The following is a 15,681-nucleotide window of genomic DNA, read 5'->3' on the forward strand; positions in this document are numbered from 1 at the left end:
GCGTGCTGCGCAGTATGGCGTCACAGGGGCCGCCTTCTCGTGCTCTGGCGGGAGACGGTGCGCGCGTCGAGTCCGGAGAGGCCCCGGACGGCGACGTACGCCTTCTCGCGGGCCGGGAGCGAGACCCGGCCGCGCAGCACGGCGTACGGTTCGCGTTCGATGCGGTCGAGGAGGCGGCGGTAGATCCCGGCCATGGCGGCCACGCAGGCGCCGCTGCGCCGGTCGAGCATCGGCAGCAGCCGGTAGCCCTCGACGAACAGGGCCCGGGCGCGCCGGACTTCGTGGTGGACCAGGCCGGGGAAGTCGGAGCCGGCGGGGGCCCGGCCGGAGCCGAAGCCCTCGGCGCAGCCGAACTTGGCGAGGTCCTCGGCGGGCAGGTAGGTGCGGCCGTTGCCGGCGTCCTCGCGGACGTCACGGAGGATGTTGGTGAGTTGGAGGGCGAGGCCCAGCGTGTCGGCGTACTCGGGGGCGCGCGCCGCATCGCGCGCGCCGAGGCCCCCGGTGTTCACGGTGCCGAACACGCCGAGCGAGAGCCGGCCGATGGCTCCGGCCACGCACCGGCAGTAGGTCTTGAGGTCGTCCCAGGTCTCGTAGCTTTCGCCGCGGACGTCCATCAGCACCCCGTCGATCAGTTCGTCGAGGCCTTCGAGGGGGATCGGGAAGCGGCGGGCGGCATGGGCGAGGGCGACGGCGACCGGATCGGTGTCGTCCTCCTCGACGGCGCCTTCCCGGATCCGGCCGAGCACCGCCCGGGTCTCCTCCAGCCGGGTCAGCTTGGCCTCGGGCGGGAGCGTGCCGTCGCCGATGTCGTCGACGCGCCGGGAGAACGCGTACAGCGCCGACATCGCCTGCCGCTTGTCGGTCGGCAGCAGCCTGATGCCGTACGCGAAGTTCCGCGCCTGCGCGCCGGTGACGGCCTCGCAGTAGCTGTAGGCGGCGATGACCGGTGCGGTGGGGACGGTGGCGTGCGAGGGGCCCTCCACGGTCGGGCTCACCCCTTTCTCGGCGCTGGGCGCAGGACGGCGGCCACCTCGCGGAGCAGGCCGGTCTTGGTGGGTTTGGGCGGGCCGGGGAGTACGTCGAAACCGGCGGCCGAAATCGCTCTCAGCGCGGCGCGCCCTCCTCCCACGAAGCCCGCGAGCAGCAGCCGGAGTCTGCCGTGCACGCTACCCACGAGCGGGGTGCCTTCATTCAGCAGATGCCGGGCGCGTTCGGCCTCGTACGCGACGAGGCTGCGCACCGCGGCGCCGGCGGTCGGGGCCGCCAGGTCGGCTTCACAGACGTGGAAGCGGTCCATGTCCCGGGCGGGCAGGTAGATCCGGTCGCGGCCGAGGTCCTCGGTGACGTCCTGGAGGTGTTCGACGATCTGCAGGGCGGTGCAGATCTCGTCGGAGCGGCGGATCCGTTCGGGGGTGGCCGTGCCGGTGATCGACAGCACCAGGCGGCCGACCGGGTTGGCGGAGAGTTCGCAGTAGGCGAGCAGGTCCTGGTGGGTGGCGTAGCGGCTGACCCGCTGGTCCTGCCGGTTGGCCTCGATGAGGCCGAGGAACGGCTCGGGGGTCAGGGCGTGCGCCCGGACCACCGGCTGCAGGGCCTGGAGCAGGGGGTGCCGCGGGGTGCCGGCGAAGACCCGCCGCAGGTCGGCCTCGAAGGCGTCGAGGAGGGCGAGCCGGTCCTCGACGGCCGGGTCGAGGCCGAGCAGAGCCGCGTCGTGGCCGCCGGGGGCGAGGTCGCCGTCGCCGATGTCGTCGACGAGCCGGGCGTAGCCGTAGACGGCGGTCAGTCCGTCGCGCCAGGCGCGCGGCAGGAAGGCGGGGGCCACGGGGAAGTTCTCCGCGGCGGCCTTGCCGAGGGTGGCTCGGGTGTGGGCCCGGTGGTGGGCCTGCGTGTCGGCGTCGGGCCGGATGCCGGTTCCCTGGGTCACCGCCCGCCGCCAGGGGGGACGGCCGGTCCGCCCGGGGGGCGGAGAATTCCCGTAGCCATTGCCGTCACATCTCCCGTTCTACACTGCCGACCCAGCATCCTATTTCGGACACGCCGCCGGAGAATTCGTCCCCAGATGCCGTGATTCAGGACCGGTCCAGCTTACGTTGTACAACGCCGAGGCGGCCTATCGGGTGTTCGCGGCATGAACGAAATGTCGCGGCGGCCCGCACGGCAAGGCCCCCGCCGCACCTGCGGCAGGGGCCTGCTCGGTCTCCGCGGAGCCGGCGCCTAGCGGCCGGTTTCCTTCTCGTATGCGGCGACGACTTCCTCGGTGGGGCCGTCCATCAGCAGTTCGCCCTTTTCCAGCCACAGGACCCGGTCGCAGGTGTCCCGGATGGACTTGTTGCTGTGGCTGACCAGGAAGACGGTGCCGGCTTCCTTGCGCAGTTCGCGGATCCGCTCCTCGGAACGGATCTGGAACTTGCGGTCACCGGTGGCCAGCGCCTCGTCGATCATCAGCACGTCGTGGTTCTTCGCCGCGGCGATGGAGAACCGCAGACGCGCGGCCATGCCGGAGGAGTAGGTGCGCATCGGCAGGGAGATGAAGTCGCCCTTCTCGTTGATGCCCGAGAAGTCGACGATCCCCTGGTAGCGCTCCCGGATCTCCTCGCGGGACATGCCCATGGCGAGGCCGCCCAGCGTGACGTTGCGCTCACCGGTCAGGTCGTTCATCAGCGCGGCGTTCACACCGAGCAGCGAGGGCTGCCCGTCGGTGTAGACCTTGCCCGACTCGGTGGGCAGCAGACCGGCGATGGCGCGCAGCAGGGTGGACTTGCCGGAACCGTTGGAGCCGATGAGGCCGATGGCCTCGCCCCGGTACGCGGTGAAGGTGACCCCGCGGACGGCGTGCACCCGGCGGACGCCGGGGGTGTCGCCCTTGCGGCGGCGGACTATTCTGCTGAGCGCCGCCGTGGCGGCACCCTTGCCGCCGCCACCGGTGTTGACCCGGTAGACGATGTGGACGTCATCGGCGATGACTGTGGGGATCCGCCCCTGCGAAGTATCAGCCACGGCCGTAACGCTCCTCAGCCTTCCAGAAGTAGATGAATCCGCCGATGCCGATCACCACGGCCCAGCCGACGGCGAAGGCCCAGACGTGCGGCGGCAGGTTCTGCGAACCGTACTCGTCGATCAGGGCGAACCGGACGAGGTCCATGTAGATGGACGCCGGGTTCCACAGCAGCAGGTCGCTGATCCAGGCCGGCTTGTCCTCGAGGTAGGCCGCGATCGGGAACATCACGCCGGATGCGTACATCCAGGTACGGGTGATGAACGGCATCAGCTGGGCGAGGTCGGGGGTCTTGGCGCCCATCCGCGCGAAGATCATCGCCAGGCCGGTGTTGAAGACGAACTGCAGCGCCAGCGTCGGGATCACCAGCAGCCAGGACAGCTTCGGGTAGTTGCCGAAGGACACCGCGATGATGAAGACCACGATCATCGAGTACATCAGCTGCTGGAGCTGCTGCAGCGAGAACGAGATCGGCAGGGTGGCCCGCGGGAAGTGCAGGGCCCGCACCAGGCCGAGGTTCCCGGAGATCGAGCGGACGCCCGCCATCAGGGAGCTCTGGGTGAAGGTGAAGACGAAGATGCCCATCATCAGGAACGGGACGTAGGTGCCCGGGGGCATCTCCTTGCCCGCGCCGAGGATCAGGCCGAAGATCAGCCAGTAGACCGCCGCGTTCAGCAGCGGGGTGGCCACCTGCCAGACCTGGCCGAGCTTGGCCTGGCTGTACTGCGCCATCAGCTTGGCCCGCGAGAAGGCCATGATGAAGTGGCGCCGGCCCCAGATCTGCCGCACGTACTCGGCGAGCCCTGGCCGGGCACCGCTCACCGAGAGCCCGTACTTGGTGGCGAGCTGCGCAGGGGTCAGCCCTGCGTCGGCGGACGGCGGCGTGCTCGTGGCGAGGGCACCGTCGTGGGTTGTGTCACTCACAAGTTGAAACTTTCGTCTTCAAGATGCGGCAGGTCGGGCGTCGGGCTCTAGGGCACCGGCTCCGGGTACGACGCCCATGGTCCCAGAGCCGATCGTGTCAGACGACGGGCGGTCGGCCCAGCCGGGTCAGCAGCCACACGGTGCGCCACTTGATCGGCCGCCGGGGCCCACTGGGATTCTTCCAGCCCTCCCGGAAACCGCCTACCCAGGCCTGCAGGGACGCCTTGGTGGGCCGGCGGACGAGGGTGAGCAGCACCCACACCGCGAGGTACAGCGGGATCAGGAGGACCGGCAGGTTGCGGCGGGCCAGCCACACCCGGTTGCGGGCCACCAGCCGGTGGTACTCCGTGTGCCGGGAGGGCGAGGTCGCCGGGTGCAGCAGCACCATGTCCGCCCGGTAGTCGACCATCCAGCCGGCGTCCAGTGCCCGCCAGGCCAGGTCGGTCTCCTCGTGGGCGTAGAAGAACTCGTCCGGCAGGCCTCCGACCTGCTGGAACACCGTGGTGCGGACAAGGTTGGCACCACCGAGGAAGGTGGTGACCCGGGAGGACTTCATAGGGTCGGAGCGGCCCAGCCGCGGCACGTGTCGGCGCTGGGTGGACCCCGTCTCCGGGTCGGCGATCCGGAAGCTGATGATCCCGAGCCGGGGGTCCTCGGCGAGGGCCTGCCGGCACAGCTCGGCGGTGTCCGTGCGCTCCAGCAGCCCGTCGTCGTCCAGGAACAGCAAGGCGTCCACATCACGGCCGCCGGGGCCGAAGGCCTCGATGCCCACGTTCCGGCCGGCCGGAATGCCCACGTTCTCCGGGAGCTCGACGGTACGGAGACCGCCCGGCAGCTCGGGCAGCCCGTCCAGCTTCACGCCCTGGCAGACCACGACCACCTCGATCGGGTCCCCGGCCTGCCGGGCCACCGAGTCCAGGAGCGCCTTGAGCTCCTCGGGCCGGGTGCCCATGGTGATGACGACGGCGCCCAGCCGCATCGGCGCCGTCACTTGAGCCTGCTGGAGGCGAGGACGGACACCAGGTGCAGCACGGTCTGGAGCATCGCGATGCCCGCGAGGACGGCGACGCCGAGCCGCGACCAGAACAGGTCGCCCTGGATCTGGTCCAGGACCGCCAGCACCAGGATGAGCAGGGAGGCCTCGATGCCGAGGATCAGCCGGTGGAACTTCAGCGCGGCGGCGGCCCGACGGGCCAGTGCCATGCCGGACGAGCGCGGCTCGGCGGCGGCTTCCTGGACGGGCGGCAGCCCGCCCTGGTGCCGGGCGACACCGACCAGGTCCGTCTCGGCCTTGATCAGGATCGCGCCGAGCGCGGCGAGGGTGCCCAGGAAGGCCCACAGCCAGTCGACCCGGCCGGTGCCCCACAGGTCCGCGGCGCGCAGGCCGAAGCCGACCAGCACGGCCGCGTCGCAGAGGTAGGCGCCGACCCGGTCCAGGTACACCCCGGACAGCGAGTACTGCTTCTTCCAGCGGGCGAGCTCACCGTCGACGCAGTCGAGCAGCAGGTACAGCTGGACGAAGACCACGCCGAGGACGGCGCCCCAGATGCCCGGCACCAGCAGGGCCGGGGCGGCCAGGACACCGGCCAGGGTCATCAGGTAGGTCAGCTGGTTCGGCGTGACCTTGGTGGTCGCCAGCAGGCGGGTGATACGCAGGGAGATCTCGCGCATGTACAGGCGCCCGCCCCAGTGCTCTCCACTGCGCCGGTCCTTCACGCCCGCGGGGTGAACGACGGGACGGAGTTCAGCTACTGATGGTTTTGGCATAGTCGGCGTACGCGTCCCTGATATCGGCTACGGACAGGTTGAGGTGTTCCAGGATGGTGAAGCGTCCCGGACGGGTCTGCGGGGCGTACTCGACGGCCGCGACGAACTCGTCCACGCTGAACCCGATCTCCTCGGGCAGCACGGGCAGGCCGTGGGTGCGCAGCACCTCCACGAAGAGCCCGGACTGTTCCCGGGACCCGCGCAGGTGCATGGCGAAGGCGGCGCCGAGCCCCACCTGCTCGCCGTGGAGCGCGGAGCGCCCCGGGTAGAGCAGGTCGAAGGCGTGGCTGATCTCGTGGCAGGCGCCGGACGAGGGCCGGGTGTCACCGCTGATGGACATGGCGATGCCGGAGAGGACCAGGGCTTCGGAAAGGACCATGAGGAACTCGTCGTCGCCGCAGCCGCCGGGGTGGCGCAGGACCGACTCGCCGGCGCTGCGCGCCATGGCGGCGGCCAGGCCGTCCACGGCCTCCCCGGTGACCCGGTGCGAGAGCTCCCAGTCGGCGATGGCCGAGATGTTGGAGATCGCGTCACCGATGCCGGCCCGGATGAACCGGACGGGGGCCTCGCGGATCACGTCCAGGTCGATCACCATGGCGATGGGCGTGGGGACGCCGTAGGAACCGCGCCCGTTGTCGTTGTCCAGGATGGACACCGGCGAGCAGATCCCGTCGTGCGAGAGGTTGGTGGCGACCGCCACCATCGGCAGCCCGACCCGCGCCGCGGCGTACTTCGCCACGTCGATGATCTTGCCGCCGCCCAGTCCCACCACGGCGTCGTAGCGGCGGCCCTTTATGTCGTCGGCGAGCTTGACCGCCGAGTCGATGGTGCCGTCGACGACCGGGTACCAGTCGGCGTGCGGCAGGCCCGGCTCCAGCCGGGCGCGGAGCGCCTGGCCGGAACCGCCGCTGATCGCGATCGCCAGCTTGCCGGACGCGGAGATCCGCTGGTCGGCGAGGATGCCGTCCAGCTTGTCCATCGCCCCGCAGCTGATGTCGACGACGACCGGGGAGGGAATGAGCCTCGTCAGTACTGGCATGCGATCGTCCGGCCCTTGGCGAGGTCGTCGTGGTTGTCGATCTCGACCCACTTGACGTCGCCGATGGGGGCCACGTCGACCGTGAAGCCGTCGTTGACGAGCTGCTGGTAGCCGTCCTCGTAGTACAGGTCGGGGTCGCGCTCGAAGGTGGTCTTCAGCGCGTCCGCCAGGGCCTCGGCGGCCTCGGGCTCGATCAGGGTGACGCCGATGTACTCGCCGGTCGCGGTGGCCGGGTCCATCAGCTTGGTGATCTTCTGCACGCCAGTCCGGGAAGCACTGCCATCGGCGGTGATGACCTTCATCTCCTCGTCGGCCAGGTTCTTGACCGTGTCGAGGGCGAGGATGATCTTCTGGCCGTTGCCGCGGGCGGCGAGCAGGGTCTTCTCGACCGAGACCGGGTGCACGGTGTCGCCGTTGGCGAGGATCACACCCTGCTTGAGAACCTCACGCGCGCACCACAGGGAGTAGGCGTTGTTCCACTCCTCGGCCTTGTCGTTGTCGATCAGCGTCAGCTTCAGGCCGTACTTGGCCTCCAGGGCGGCCTTGCGCTCGTACACGGCCTCCTTGCGGTAGCCGACGACGATCGCGGCCTCGGTGAGGCCGACCTCGGCGAAGTTGCCCAGGGTCAGGTCGAGGACCGTGAGGCTGTCCTCCTGGCCCTCGGGGCCGACGGGCACGAGGGCCTTGGGCAGGGTGTCGGTGTACGGACGCAGACGGCGTCCGGCACCGGCAGCGAGGACAAGGCCGATCATGCGGGTTCTCCTTCGTCGTGTACGGCGGGTGCTCCGGCGGAGACCCAGAAGCGGATGCTCTCCACAAGCACCACGAGTGCCACGAACGCGGCCATGGCCGTGAGCGCGACGGGGAAGTCCGTGCTGCGCGCGAGGACGGCCGCCAGGGCCGCGGTCAGCAGGACCCGGCCTTCGTGGCCGCCGATCGTCCGCACCAGCCAGTGCGGGGGCGCGCCGGTGCCACCGCGAATGCGGTACACCGTGTCGTAGTGATGGTAGGCGACCGCCGCGACCAGTCCGAATGCCGCGGGAAGGGCCCCGGGGACCTCGGCCTTGGCAGCCAGGATCAGGACCGTGCCGTATTCGGCGGCGCGGAACAGCGGGGGCAGCAGCCAGTCCAGGGGGGCCTTCAGCGGGTGGGCGACGGCGGCTCCGGCGGCCAGCACGTACAGCCCGGCGAAGACCAGCAGCAGCGGGGAGCCGAAGGGCAGCGCCCAGGCGGCGGCGAGCAGGGCGATCCCGGCGCCCGCCCCGCCGGCCAGGAACGCGGGCGCGGTGTACGCGGGCAGCCGGCGCATCCCGGCGGCGACCAGCTCGCCCAGCGGGCCGGTGTCGGCCAGGTCCGCCAGCGCGCGGGCGGCGCGGTCGGTCCGGGCGGCCCGGCGGGTCAGGGAGCGCAGGACCCGGCCGGCGGTGGTGTAGAGGGCACCGAAGGCGCAGCCGATCAGCAGGGCGTAGAAGGTGATGCGGGGGGTGGTGAAGGCGGTGAAGACCGCGATCATCGCCCAGCGCTCGCCGATCGGCAGGATGATCATCCGGCGGACCCAGACCGTCCAGCCGACGCTGTCGAGCTTGTCGGAGAGGGCGGCGGTGGGGCTGGTGTTGGCGGTGGCGTCGTGGTTGGCCTCGTTGAACGAGAAGTCCACCACGTGCCGGCAGGTCATCAGGATCATCGCGCCGAGGGCCAGGGCCCAGACGTCGTCCCCGTCGCGGGCGGCGCCGAGGGCCAGGCCGGCGTAGAAGGCGTACTCCTTGGCCCGGTCGAAGGTGGCGTCCAGCCAGGCGCCCATCGTCGAGTACTGCAGGGAGTAGCGGGCCAGCTGCCCGTCGGTGCAGTCCAGTACGAAGGAGACCAGCAGCAGCACGCCGGCCACGACATAGCCCCAGCGGTCGCCGGTGGCCGCGCAGCCGGCCGCGACCAGGGCGGTGAGCAGCGAGGCGGTGGTGACCTGGTTGGGGGTCAGGCCGCGGCGGGCGCACCAGCGGGCGATGTAGCGGGAGTACGGGCTGATGAAGAAGGTGGTGAAGAACCCGTCGCGGGACTTCACTGCGGTGCGCAGGCGGACCGCCTCGTCGTCCACGGCGGCGACCGCGGCGACGGCCTCGGCGCGCTCCTGCTCGCTGCCGGGGAGGGCGGCCACCAGGGTGCCGAGCTCCGGCCGCTGCACGGTGGTGCCGGCTGCCTCCAGTACGTCGGCCAGTTCCGCGGCGTACGGGGCGGCCGGGCCCGGCTCGCCGGCCGGGGCGGCGGGCACGGTGACCCGGGTCACGGCCCGGTCCAGGGCGGCGCGGGCGGCCGGCTGGACGGAGAGCGCGCCGGTCACGGCGCAGGCGTCGAAGCGCGGGTCGGTGAGGGCCAGCCGCAGGGCGTGGACGTGTCCGACGAAGCCGCTGTCGACCACGGCGACCCGCTGGTCGGCGGGGACGGCGGCCAGCGCGGCGGCGAGGCCGGCCGGCTCGGGCACGGACCTGACCTCGAAGCCGAGGGTGCGGAGGTCGCCTTCGAGCGGTGATCCGGGAACCGGCAGGCCGGTGAGGATGGCGGTCGGCGACGAACTCACTCCTTGGAACGGGCGCCTCGTGGGGGCGGCGGCACGTCGGCAGAGGCTATCCGATGAATGGAAGCCGGGGTTCACCCCCCGTTCACACCTGGATCCTCCGACGCTTGATCATCATCGACGATCCTGGCGACCGATCACAAACCGCCTGGATGTTACGGTGTGCACAGACCTGAGCTGGAAAGAGGTGGGGTTGATGACCGTCGCAGAGATCGCTGCCGTGCGCAGCGACATCCGGTACATCCCCGACTTCTTCCGGGCACCCGGCCAGGCCTGATCACTCTCTCTTTACGAGTCTTTCGATCCGGCTCGTCGGCCGGTGCCCCCGTTCAAGGGCTCACGTTGACCGACACCGACCATCACGAAGATCTTCACGAAGCATTCTTCACGCTGCACCGCGGCCTGCCCCGGCAGGGTCCCGGTTCCGATGCGACCACCCGCCGTCTCCTCGACCTGGCGGGCCCCCTCCCCGAGCGGCCTCGCGTCCTCGACCTCGGCTGCGGCCCGGGCCGCTCCGCCCTGCTGCTCGCCGCCGAGGCGGGCGGCCACGGCGGCGCCGAGGTGACCGCCGTCGACCTGTACGAGGGCTTCCTCGACGAGCTGCGCAAGGCCGCGGCGGCCCGCGGGCTCACCGGCCGGGTCCACCCCGTCCGCGCCGACATGGGGAAGCTCCCGTACCCGGACGGCTCCTTCGACCTGGTGTGGGCGGAGAGCTCCGCCTACTCGATCGGCTTCGACACCGCGCTCGCGGAGTGGAAGCGGCTGCTCGCCCCCGGCGGCACCCTGGTGCTGACCGAGTGCGAGTGGACGGCCGAGGAGCCGTCCGCCGGGGCCCGGGCCTTCTGGGACCGGCACTACCCACTGCGCTCCGCCACCCGGAACCTGGCGGCCGTGCAGGCCGCGGGCTACCGGGTGCTCGGGGTGCTGCCGCAGCCCGAGTCCGACTGGGCCGAGTACTACGGGCCGCTGGGCGAGCGGGCCGACGCGGCCGACCCGTCCGCTCCCGGGATGGCCGAGGCACTGGCCGCGACCCGCGAGGAGATCGCCGTACGCGCCCGGCACGGGCACGAGTACGGGTACACCGGCTATGTGCTGCGCCCGGTCACGGCCGGGGACGACGGCCGCTGGCCGGCCCGGCCGGAGACCGCCGCGGACCGGGCCGCCGTACGGGCCGTCAACCTGGCGGCCTTCGAGACCCCGCTGGAGGCGGACCTGGTGGACGCCCTGCGCGCCGACGCGTCCTGGCTGCCGGGCCTGTCGTACGTCGCGGAGGGCCCGGACGGCTCGGTCGCGGCGCACGCCCTGCTGACCCGCTGCACGGTGGACGGGGTGCCGGCGCTCGCGCTGGCACCGGTGGCCGCCGACCCGGCGGTGCAGCGCTCCGGCGCGGGCAGTGCGGTCGTACGGGCCCTGCTGGCGGCGGCGCGCGAGCGCGGCGAGGGCCTGGTACTGGTCCTGGGGCACCCGGAGTACTACCCGCGGTTCGGCTTCGTGCCGGCCTCGCGGTACGGGATCCGGGCGCCGTTCCCGGTGCCTGACGAGGCCATGATGGCGCTGGTCCTGACCGATTCCGTGCCGGTCCCGGCGGGCACGATCGGCTATCCGGCGCCGTTCGGCGTCTGACCCTGCCGTCCCCCGCCCCGGGTGCATAGCACGGGGCGGGGGACGGACATGCGCGGATGACCGAAGTGCGGACAAGCCTCATTTGTGCGGCAGACTGAAGGCCGTAGTCCGAAGCGAAGGATGGTTATGCCGATCACACCAGCCACCGCCGCGAACCCCGCGTCACACGGCACCGCCCCGCAGGAACCGATCATGCTCGAGCTGGTCGACGAGGCGGGAAATACCATCGGCACGGCCGAGAAACTGTCCGCGCACGAGGCTCCCGGGCAGCTGCACCGGGCCTTCTCGGTGTTCCTCTTCGACGAGCAGGGACGACTGCTGCTCCAGCAGCGGGCGCTGGGGAAGTACCACTCCCCCGGCGTCTGGTCGAACACCTGCTGCGGCCACCCGTACCCGGGTGAGTCCCCGTTCGCGGCTGCCGCCCGGCGCACCCACGAGGAGCTGGGCCTGTCCCCCTCGCTGCTCGCCGAGGCGGGTACGGTCCGCTACAACCACCCGGACCCGGCGTCGGGCCTGGTGGAACAGGAGTACAACCACCTGTTCGTGGGACTCGCGCAGGCTCCGCTGCGGCCGGACCCGGAGGAGGTCGAAGACACGGTCTTCGTGACGGCGGAGGAACTGGTGAAGCGGCATGCCGAGGCACCGTTCTCGGCCTGGTTCATGACCGTGCTGGACGCGGCCCGGCCGGCCATCCGCGAACTGACCGGGGAAGCCGCGGGCTGGTAGCGGCACGGCCGGCGGGCACGCCCGCGCTAGGCCGGGCGGACCGGGGGGACCTGGTGAACCGGGGGAACCTGGTGGACCGGGGGGACCGGGTGGTTGCCCGCGTGCGGCAGCGCAGCCCAGATCACCTTGCCGCCGGTGGAGGTGTGCTCGACATCGCAGACCCCGCCGGCCTCCCGGGTGATCTCGCGGACCAGCAGCAGCCCGCGCCCGCCGGTCTGGCCGAAGTCGGCTTCGAGCGCCTTGGGACGGTAGGGGTGGTTGTCCTCGACGGCCACCCGTACCCACGCCCGGTCGATGGCCACCTCGACCGCGACCTCCGGGGAGAGCAGGGCCGCGTGCCGCACCGAGTTGGTGACCAGCTCGGAAACGATCAGCAGCAGGGCGTACACGAGGTCCCGGTCCGCGGGCACGCCCTGGCGGCCGAGCAGGTCCCGGACCGCTCGGCGGGCCTGCGGAACGGATTCTTCGACCGCGGGAGCGGTGAACCGCCACACTCCCTCGTACTGGGCAGGCGGGGCGCTCCCGCTGACGTCCATCTTCCGGCCCCCGTCTTCACGCTCGATCGTCTCCACGCGTCAAGAGTGGGGAACGGGCTGGTCCGGACCGAACCGCTGACCAGAAGTCAGCGTCATTCGGGCACTTTCTGACCGCTGGCGTATGACAGAGTCAGTTGTTGGACTGTTCTTGACCCGCCGACTTGGGCGCGGCATCGGCGGCATCCGTCGTGCCGATGACCGGCTGCTCCTCCTCGCCGACCAGGCCCAGAACGCGGCGCGCACCCATGCCCAGCGCAATCAGGCCCAGGCCGTCGAAGAGCAGCGCGAGCGAGAAGAAGACGCCGATCACATACCGGCTGCTGCCCGGCCACTCCCACAGGATCAGAATGCCGAGCAGGATTCCGAAGGCGCCCTGCACCAGGGTCAGGCCGAAGTGCGTGCCCCGCACCACCAGGGCGCCGACCAGCCGGAACACCCCGCCGATCAGGAAGAACAGCGCGGCGAACATGGTCAGCGCCTCGGCGCTGGCCTCCGGGCGGCGCAGCACCACGAGACCGGCCGCGATGTTGATCGCGGCGACGATCACGGCCAGCCAGAAGTAGTTGCTCTTGCGCGCCTGGACGGCCTGCACCAGTCCGACCACACCGCCGATCAGCAGCAGCCAGCCGAAGAGGAACATCGAGGTGAGGGTGGCCAGGCCGGTGTAGACCAGTCCGACGATCCCGGCCAGAACCAGAATCACCCCGAGCGCGGCGACCAGCGCAAAATGCCGCCGAAGCTTCTTCGTCTCCTGCGCCTGCTGGGTCTGCTGTTGCTCGGGGGGACGGTCTGCGCCCATGGGCGTGCCTCCTCTTCGCACCCCCCGGACGGGACGGACTGTTTCGACCGACTGTATTGATCATAGGATCGGCCGCATGGACGCGCAGCTGCTGCACTCCGTCGCGGACGGGGTCGCCACGATCGTCATCTCCCACCCGGCCAAGCGGAACGCGATGACCGCCGCGATGTGGCGGGCCCTGCCCGAGCTGCTGGCCGGGTACGCGGCCGACCCCGCGGTGCGGGTGCTGGTCCTCACCGGGGAGGGCCGCACCTTCTGTGCGGGCGCGGACATCTCGTCGCTGGCCGGTTCGGAGGACCCGCAGGCCCTCGCCGTCGCCGCCGAGGAGGCCCTGGCCGCCTTCCCGAAGCCCACGCTGGCCGCGATCCGCGGGCACTGCGTGGGCGGCGGCACGCAGCTGGCCGCGGCCTGCGATCTGCGGTTCGCGACGGAGGACGCCCTGTTCGGGGTGACCCCGGCGCGGCTCGGCATCGTCTACCCCGCGTCCTCGACCCGGCGGCTGGCCGCACTGGTCGGACCGTCCGCCGCCAAGTACCTGCTGTTCTCGGCGGAGTTGATCGATGCGGAGCGGGCCCTGCGGACCGGCCTGGTGGACGAGCTGCTGACGCCGGGCCGGCTGGACAAGCGGGTCGCGGTGTTCGCGGGCGTACTGGCCGAGCGCTCGCAGCTGACCCAGGCCGCGGCCAAGGAATTCGCGAACGGGCGGCCGGACCGCGACGCGTACTGGGCCGCCCAGGCGGCGGGCAGCGGCGACACCGCGGAGGGTGTCGCCGCATTCCTGGAACGGCGCGAGCCGCGCTTCACCTGGACGGTGCCGGCCCCGGGCGGCTCTTAGCCCAGCTCGGCCGGGCTCATCCCGCGCCACTCGGCGACGAGGTCGGCCGGGGCCTTGTCCGGCGAGCCGGCGTCGTAGGGGGGCTGCGGGTCGTACTCGATGAGCAGCTGCACGGACTGCGCGACCCGGTCCCCAGCGATCCGCCCAAGCAGGGTCAGCCCCATGTCGATGCCGGAGGACACCCCGGCGGCGGTGACGTACTTGCCGTCGATCACCACGCGCTCGCCGGTGGGCTCGACGCCGAATGCGGGCAGCTGCTCCAGCGCCAGCCAGTGGGAGGTTGCCCGGCGCCCGGAGAGCAGCCCGGCGGCGGCGAGCAGCAGCGAGCCGGTGCAGACGGAGGTGGTCCAGGTGGTGGTGACATCGACGGTCCGCAGCCAGTCGAGCAGCGCCTGGTTCTTCAGCTGCTCCTCGACCAGCCCGCCGGGCACGATGACGATGTCGGGCCGGGTGACCTCGTCGAGCCCCTTGTCCGCGACGAGGGCGAGCATGCCGGAGTCGTTGCGTACGGGCCCGGGCCGCTCGGCGACAAACACGGTCTCGGCGCCGGGCAGCCGGCCAAGTGTGTCGAAGGGCCCGATGGCGTCGAGCGCGGTGAACCGGTCGTAGAGCAGTACGGCAATCTGCATGGCTCCTCCGGAGCGGTAGGCGGGCCGAAGCCCGGCGTTGGGGGGCGCAGCCCCCGGTCGATCCGGGCAAAGCCCGGAAGGCCACCCGGGGCGCGGTCCCGGGTCGGGGCCGCAGCCCCGGCTGGCGGTCCGGGCAAAGCCCGGGATCAGAACCGGCGAAGCCGGCGCCCCGGGGGCGCAGCCCCCGGGGTCCCAGGCGGAGCCTGGCGTACGGGCCCGGGCGAAGCCCGGCACTCGGGGGCGGAGCCCCGGACCGGTCCGGACAGCCCGGAAGGCCCGGTCCGGAGCGCGGCCCCGGGTTGGGGGCGCGCCCCGCTGGTGGTCCGGGCGAAGCCCGGGGACCAGGACCGGCGAAGCCGGCGGGGGTGGGGGCGAAGCCCCCGGGGTCCCAGGCGGAACCTGGCGTACGGATCCGGGCGAAGCCCGGCGTTGGGGGCACAGCCCCCGGTCGATCCGGGCGAAGCCCGGAAGGTCAGGCCGGGGGCGCGGCCCCGGGTTGGGGCCGCGCCCCGCTGGCGGTCCGGGCGAAGCCCGGGACCAGGACCGGCGAAGCCGGACGGGACGGGGGCGCAGCCCCCGGCTCCCGGGCGGAACCTGGCGTACGGGCCCGGGCGAAGCCCGGCACTCGGGGGCGCAGCCCCCGGGGGGTCCAGGCGGAGTCTGGGAGGTCAGGGCCGGGGCGCAGCCCCGGTCGGTGGTTCGGGCGGAGCCCGGGCTCGGGAAAACGGCGGAGCCGGACAGAATGGGGGCGCAGCCCCCGGTTCCCAGGCGGAGCCTGGACTACCGGGTCGGGCGCAGCCCCGGTTGGGGCTGCTCGCACGCGTGCCAGTGCGTGGTCGCCCGGTGCCCGTCCAGCAGTCCCGCCTCGGCGAACAGCAGCCCGCCCGTGCAGACGGCCATCAGCCGGCCCGCGCGACCCCCGTGCGCCCGGAGCCAGTCGGTGAGCCCTGGGTCGAAACGGCCCGAGTACTGGCCGCCCGGCACCAGCAGGGTGGTGTCCTCGCCGAGGTCGAGCTCGGCGCCTTCGAGGTCGCCGTCCGGCAGCAGCCGCAGCCCGCTGCTGGTGCGGACCGGCGCGCCGCCGACCGAGACCGTCCGGATCCGGTAGCCGCCGGGCACCCCGGGAAAGAGTCCGGCCGCGTTGAACACCTCCACAGGCCCGGTGACGTCCAGGCTCTGCACGCCGTCGTACAGGACGACAAGTACGTCTCGCAGTGGCATGACTCCATCCTGTTGCCG

The 15,681-nt window shown here is 72.1% G+C and carries 15 protein-coding genes and 1 pseudogene; 3 read left to right on the plus strand and 13 right to left on the minus strand.

Going from position 1 to position 15,681, the window contains the following annotated elements:
* Positions 1–20: 20 nt before the first annotated feature.
* From hpnD to ABT123_RS18285, 9 genes are all read right to left on the minus strand, one after another.
* Complete coding sequence (gene hpnD / locus ABT123_RS18245; protein ID WP_351315191.1) at positions 21–995, minus strand: presqualene diphosphate synthase HpnD; 975 nt, start codon at positions 993–995, stop codon at positions 21–23.
* On the minus strand, positions 992–1,906 hold the full coding sequence (gene hpnC, locus ABT123_RS18250) for a squalene synthase HpnC (RefSeq protein WP_351315309.1): 915 nt from the start codon (positions 1,904–1,906) through the stop codon (positions 992–994). The genes hpnD and hpnC overlap by 4 nt, the downstream gene beginning before the upstream one ends.
* Before the next feature lie 308 nt (positions 1,907–2,214).
* Positions 2,215–2,997, minus strand: coding sequence for an ABC transporter ATP-binding protein (locus tag ABT123_RS18255; protein WP_351315194.1), 783 nt, complete (start codon positions 2,995–2,997; stop codon positions 2,215–2,217).
* The gene (locus ABT123_RS18260) at positions 2,990–3,919 is read right to left on the minus strand and encodes an ABC transporter permease (protein WP_351315197.1); all 930 of its coding nucleotides are present in this window, start codon (positions 3,917–3,919) and stop codon (positions 2,990–2,992) included. Before ABT123_RS18260 ends, ABT123_RS18255 begins: the two co-directional genes overlap by 8 nt.
* A 97-nt stretch (positions 3,920–4,016) precedes the next feature.
* A complete protein-coding gene (locus ABT123_RS18265; protein ID WP_351315312.1) occupies positions 4,017–4,898 on the minus strand; it encodes a glycosyltransferase family 2 protein in 882 nt (293 codons plus the stop codon).
* Positions 4,899–4,906: 8 nt separating this feature from the next.
* Positions 4,907–5,686 carry a CDP-alcohol phosphatidyltransferase family protein gene (locus ABT123_RS18270; RefSeq protein ID WP_351315200.1) on the minus strand — a complete coding sequence of 260 codons (780 nt, stop codon included), beginning with the start codon at positions 5,684–5,686 and terminating at the stop codon, positions 4,907–4,909.
* Complete coding sequence (locus ABT123_RS18275; protein ID WP_351315203.1) at positions 5,664–6,725, minus strand: iron-containing alcohol dehydrogenase family protein; 1,062 nt, start codon at positions 6,723–6,725, stop codon at positions 5,664–5,666. Before ABT123_RS18275 ends, ABT123_RS18270 begins: the two co-directional genes overlap by 23 nt.
* Entirely contained in the window at positions 6,713–7,477 is a 765-nt protein-coding gene (locus tag ABT123_RS18280; protein ID WP_351315206.1) for a phosphocholine cytidylyltransferase family protein, read from the minus strand. Before ABT123_RS18280 ends, ABT123_RS18275 begins: the two co-directional genes overlap by 13 nt.
* The gene (locus tag ABT123_RS18285; RefSeq protein ID WP_351315208.1) at positions 7,474–9,297 is read right to left on the minus strand and encodes a DUF5941 domain-containing protein; all 1,824 of its coding nucleotides are present in this window, start codon (positions 9,295–9,297) and stop codon (positions 7,474–7,476) included. Before ABT123_RS18285 ends, ABT123_RS18280 begins: the two co-directional genes overlap by 4 nt.
* A 339-nt stretch (positions 9,298–9,636) precedes the next feature.
* Between ABT123_RS18285 and ABT123_RS18290 the strand changes: the two genes are divergently transcribed.
* Together ABT123_RS18290 and idi are read left to right on the plus strand one after the other, a co-directional pair.
* Positions 9,637–10,917 carry a bifunctional class I SAM-dependent methyltransferase/N-acetyltransferase gene (locus ABT123_RS18290; protein ID WP_351315211.1) on the plus strand — a complete coding sequence of 427 codons (1,281 nt, stop codon included), beginning with the start codon at positions 9,637–9,639 and terminating at the stop codon, positions 10,915–10,917.
* 126 nt (positions 10,918–11,043) lie between these two features.
* Positions 11,044–11,643, plus strand: coding sequence for an isopentenyl-diphosphate Delta-isomerase (idi, locus tag ABT123_RS18295; RefSeq protein WP_351315213.1), 600 nt, complete (start codon positions 11,044–11,046; stop codon positions 11,641–11,643).
* Between the two features lie 26 nt (positions 11,644–11,669).
* On the opposite strand, the gene ABT123_RS18300 is transcribed toward idi, so the two are convergent.
* The gene (locus ABT123_RS18300) at positions 11,670–12,179 is read right to left on the minus strand and encodes an ATP-binding protein (protein ID WP_351315315.1); all 510 of its coding nucleotides are present in this window, start codon (positions 12,177–12,179) and stop codon (positions 11,670–11,672) included.
* Positions 12,180–12,309: 130 nt separating this feature from the next.
* The gene (locus ABT123_RS18305; RefSeq protein ID WP_351315216.1) at positions 12,310–12,978 is read right to left on the minus strand and encodes an HdeD family acid-resistance protein; all 669 of its coding nucleotides are present in this window, start codon (positions 12,976–12,978) and stop codon (positions 12,310–12,312) included.
* 76 nt (positions 12,979–13,054) lie between these two features.
* Here ABT123_RS18305 and ABT123_RS18310 point away from each other — a divergent pair, with 76 nt between their 5' ends.
* Complete coding sequence (locus ABT123_RS18310; protein WP_351315219.1) at positions 13,055–13,813, plus strand: enoyl-CoA hydratase/isomerase family protein; 759 nt, start codon at positions 13,055–13,057, stop codon at positions 13,811–13,813.
* Here ABT123_RS18310 and ABT123_RS18315 read toward each other — a convergent pair.
* Together ABT123_RS18315 and ABT123_RS18320 are read right to left on the minus strand one after the other, a co-directional pair.
* Positions 13,810–14,442 carry a DJ-1/PfpI family protein gene (locus ABT123_RS18315; RefSeq protein WP_351315222.1) on the minus strand — a complete coding sequence of 211 codons (633 nt, stop codon included), beginning with the start codon at positions 14,440–14,442 and terminating at the stop codon, positions 13,810–13,812. The two genes, ABT123_RS18310 and ABT123_RS18315, sit on opposite strands and share 4 nt — an antisense overlap.
* An 813-nt stretch (positions 14,443–15,255) precedes the next feature.
* Positions 15,256–15,663 (minus strand): annotated as a pseudogene (locus tag ABT123_RS18320) (DJ-1/PfpI family protein); the annotation flags it as partial.
* Between the last annotated feature and the right edge of the window lie 18 nt (positions 15,664–15,681).

This window comes from Streptomyces sp. NPDC002054 (genome assembly GCF_040296685.1).
GTDB lineage: Bacteria > Actinomycetota > Actinomycetes > Streptomycetales > Streptomycetaceae > Streptomyces.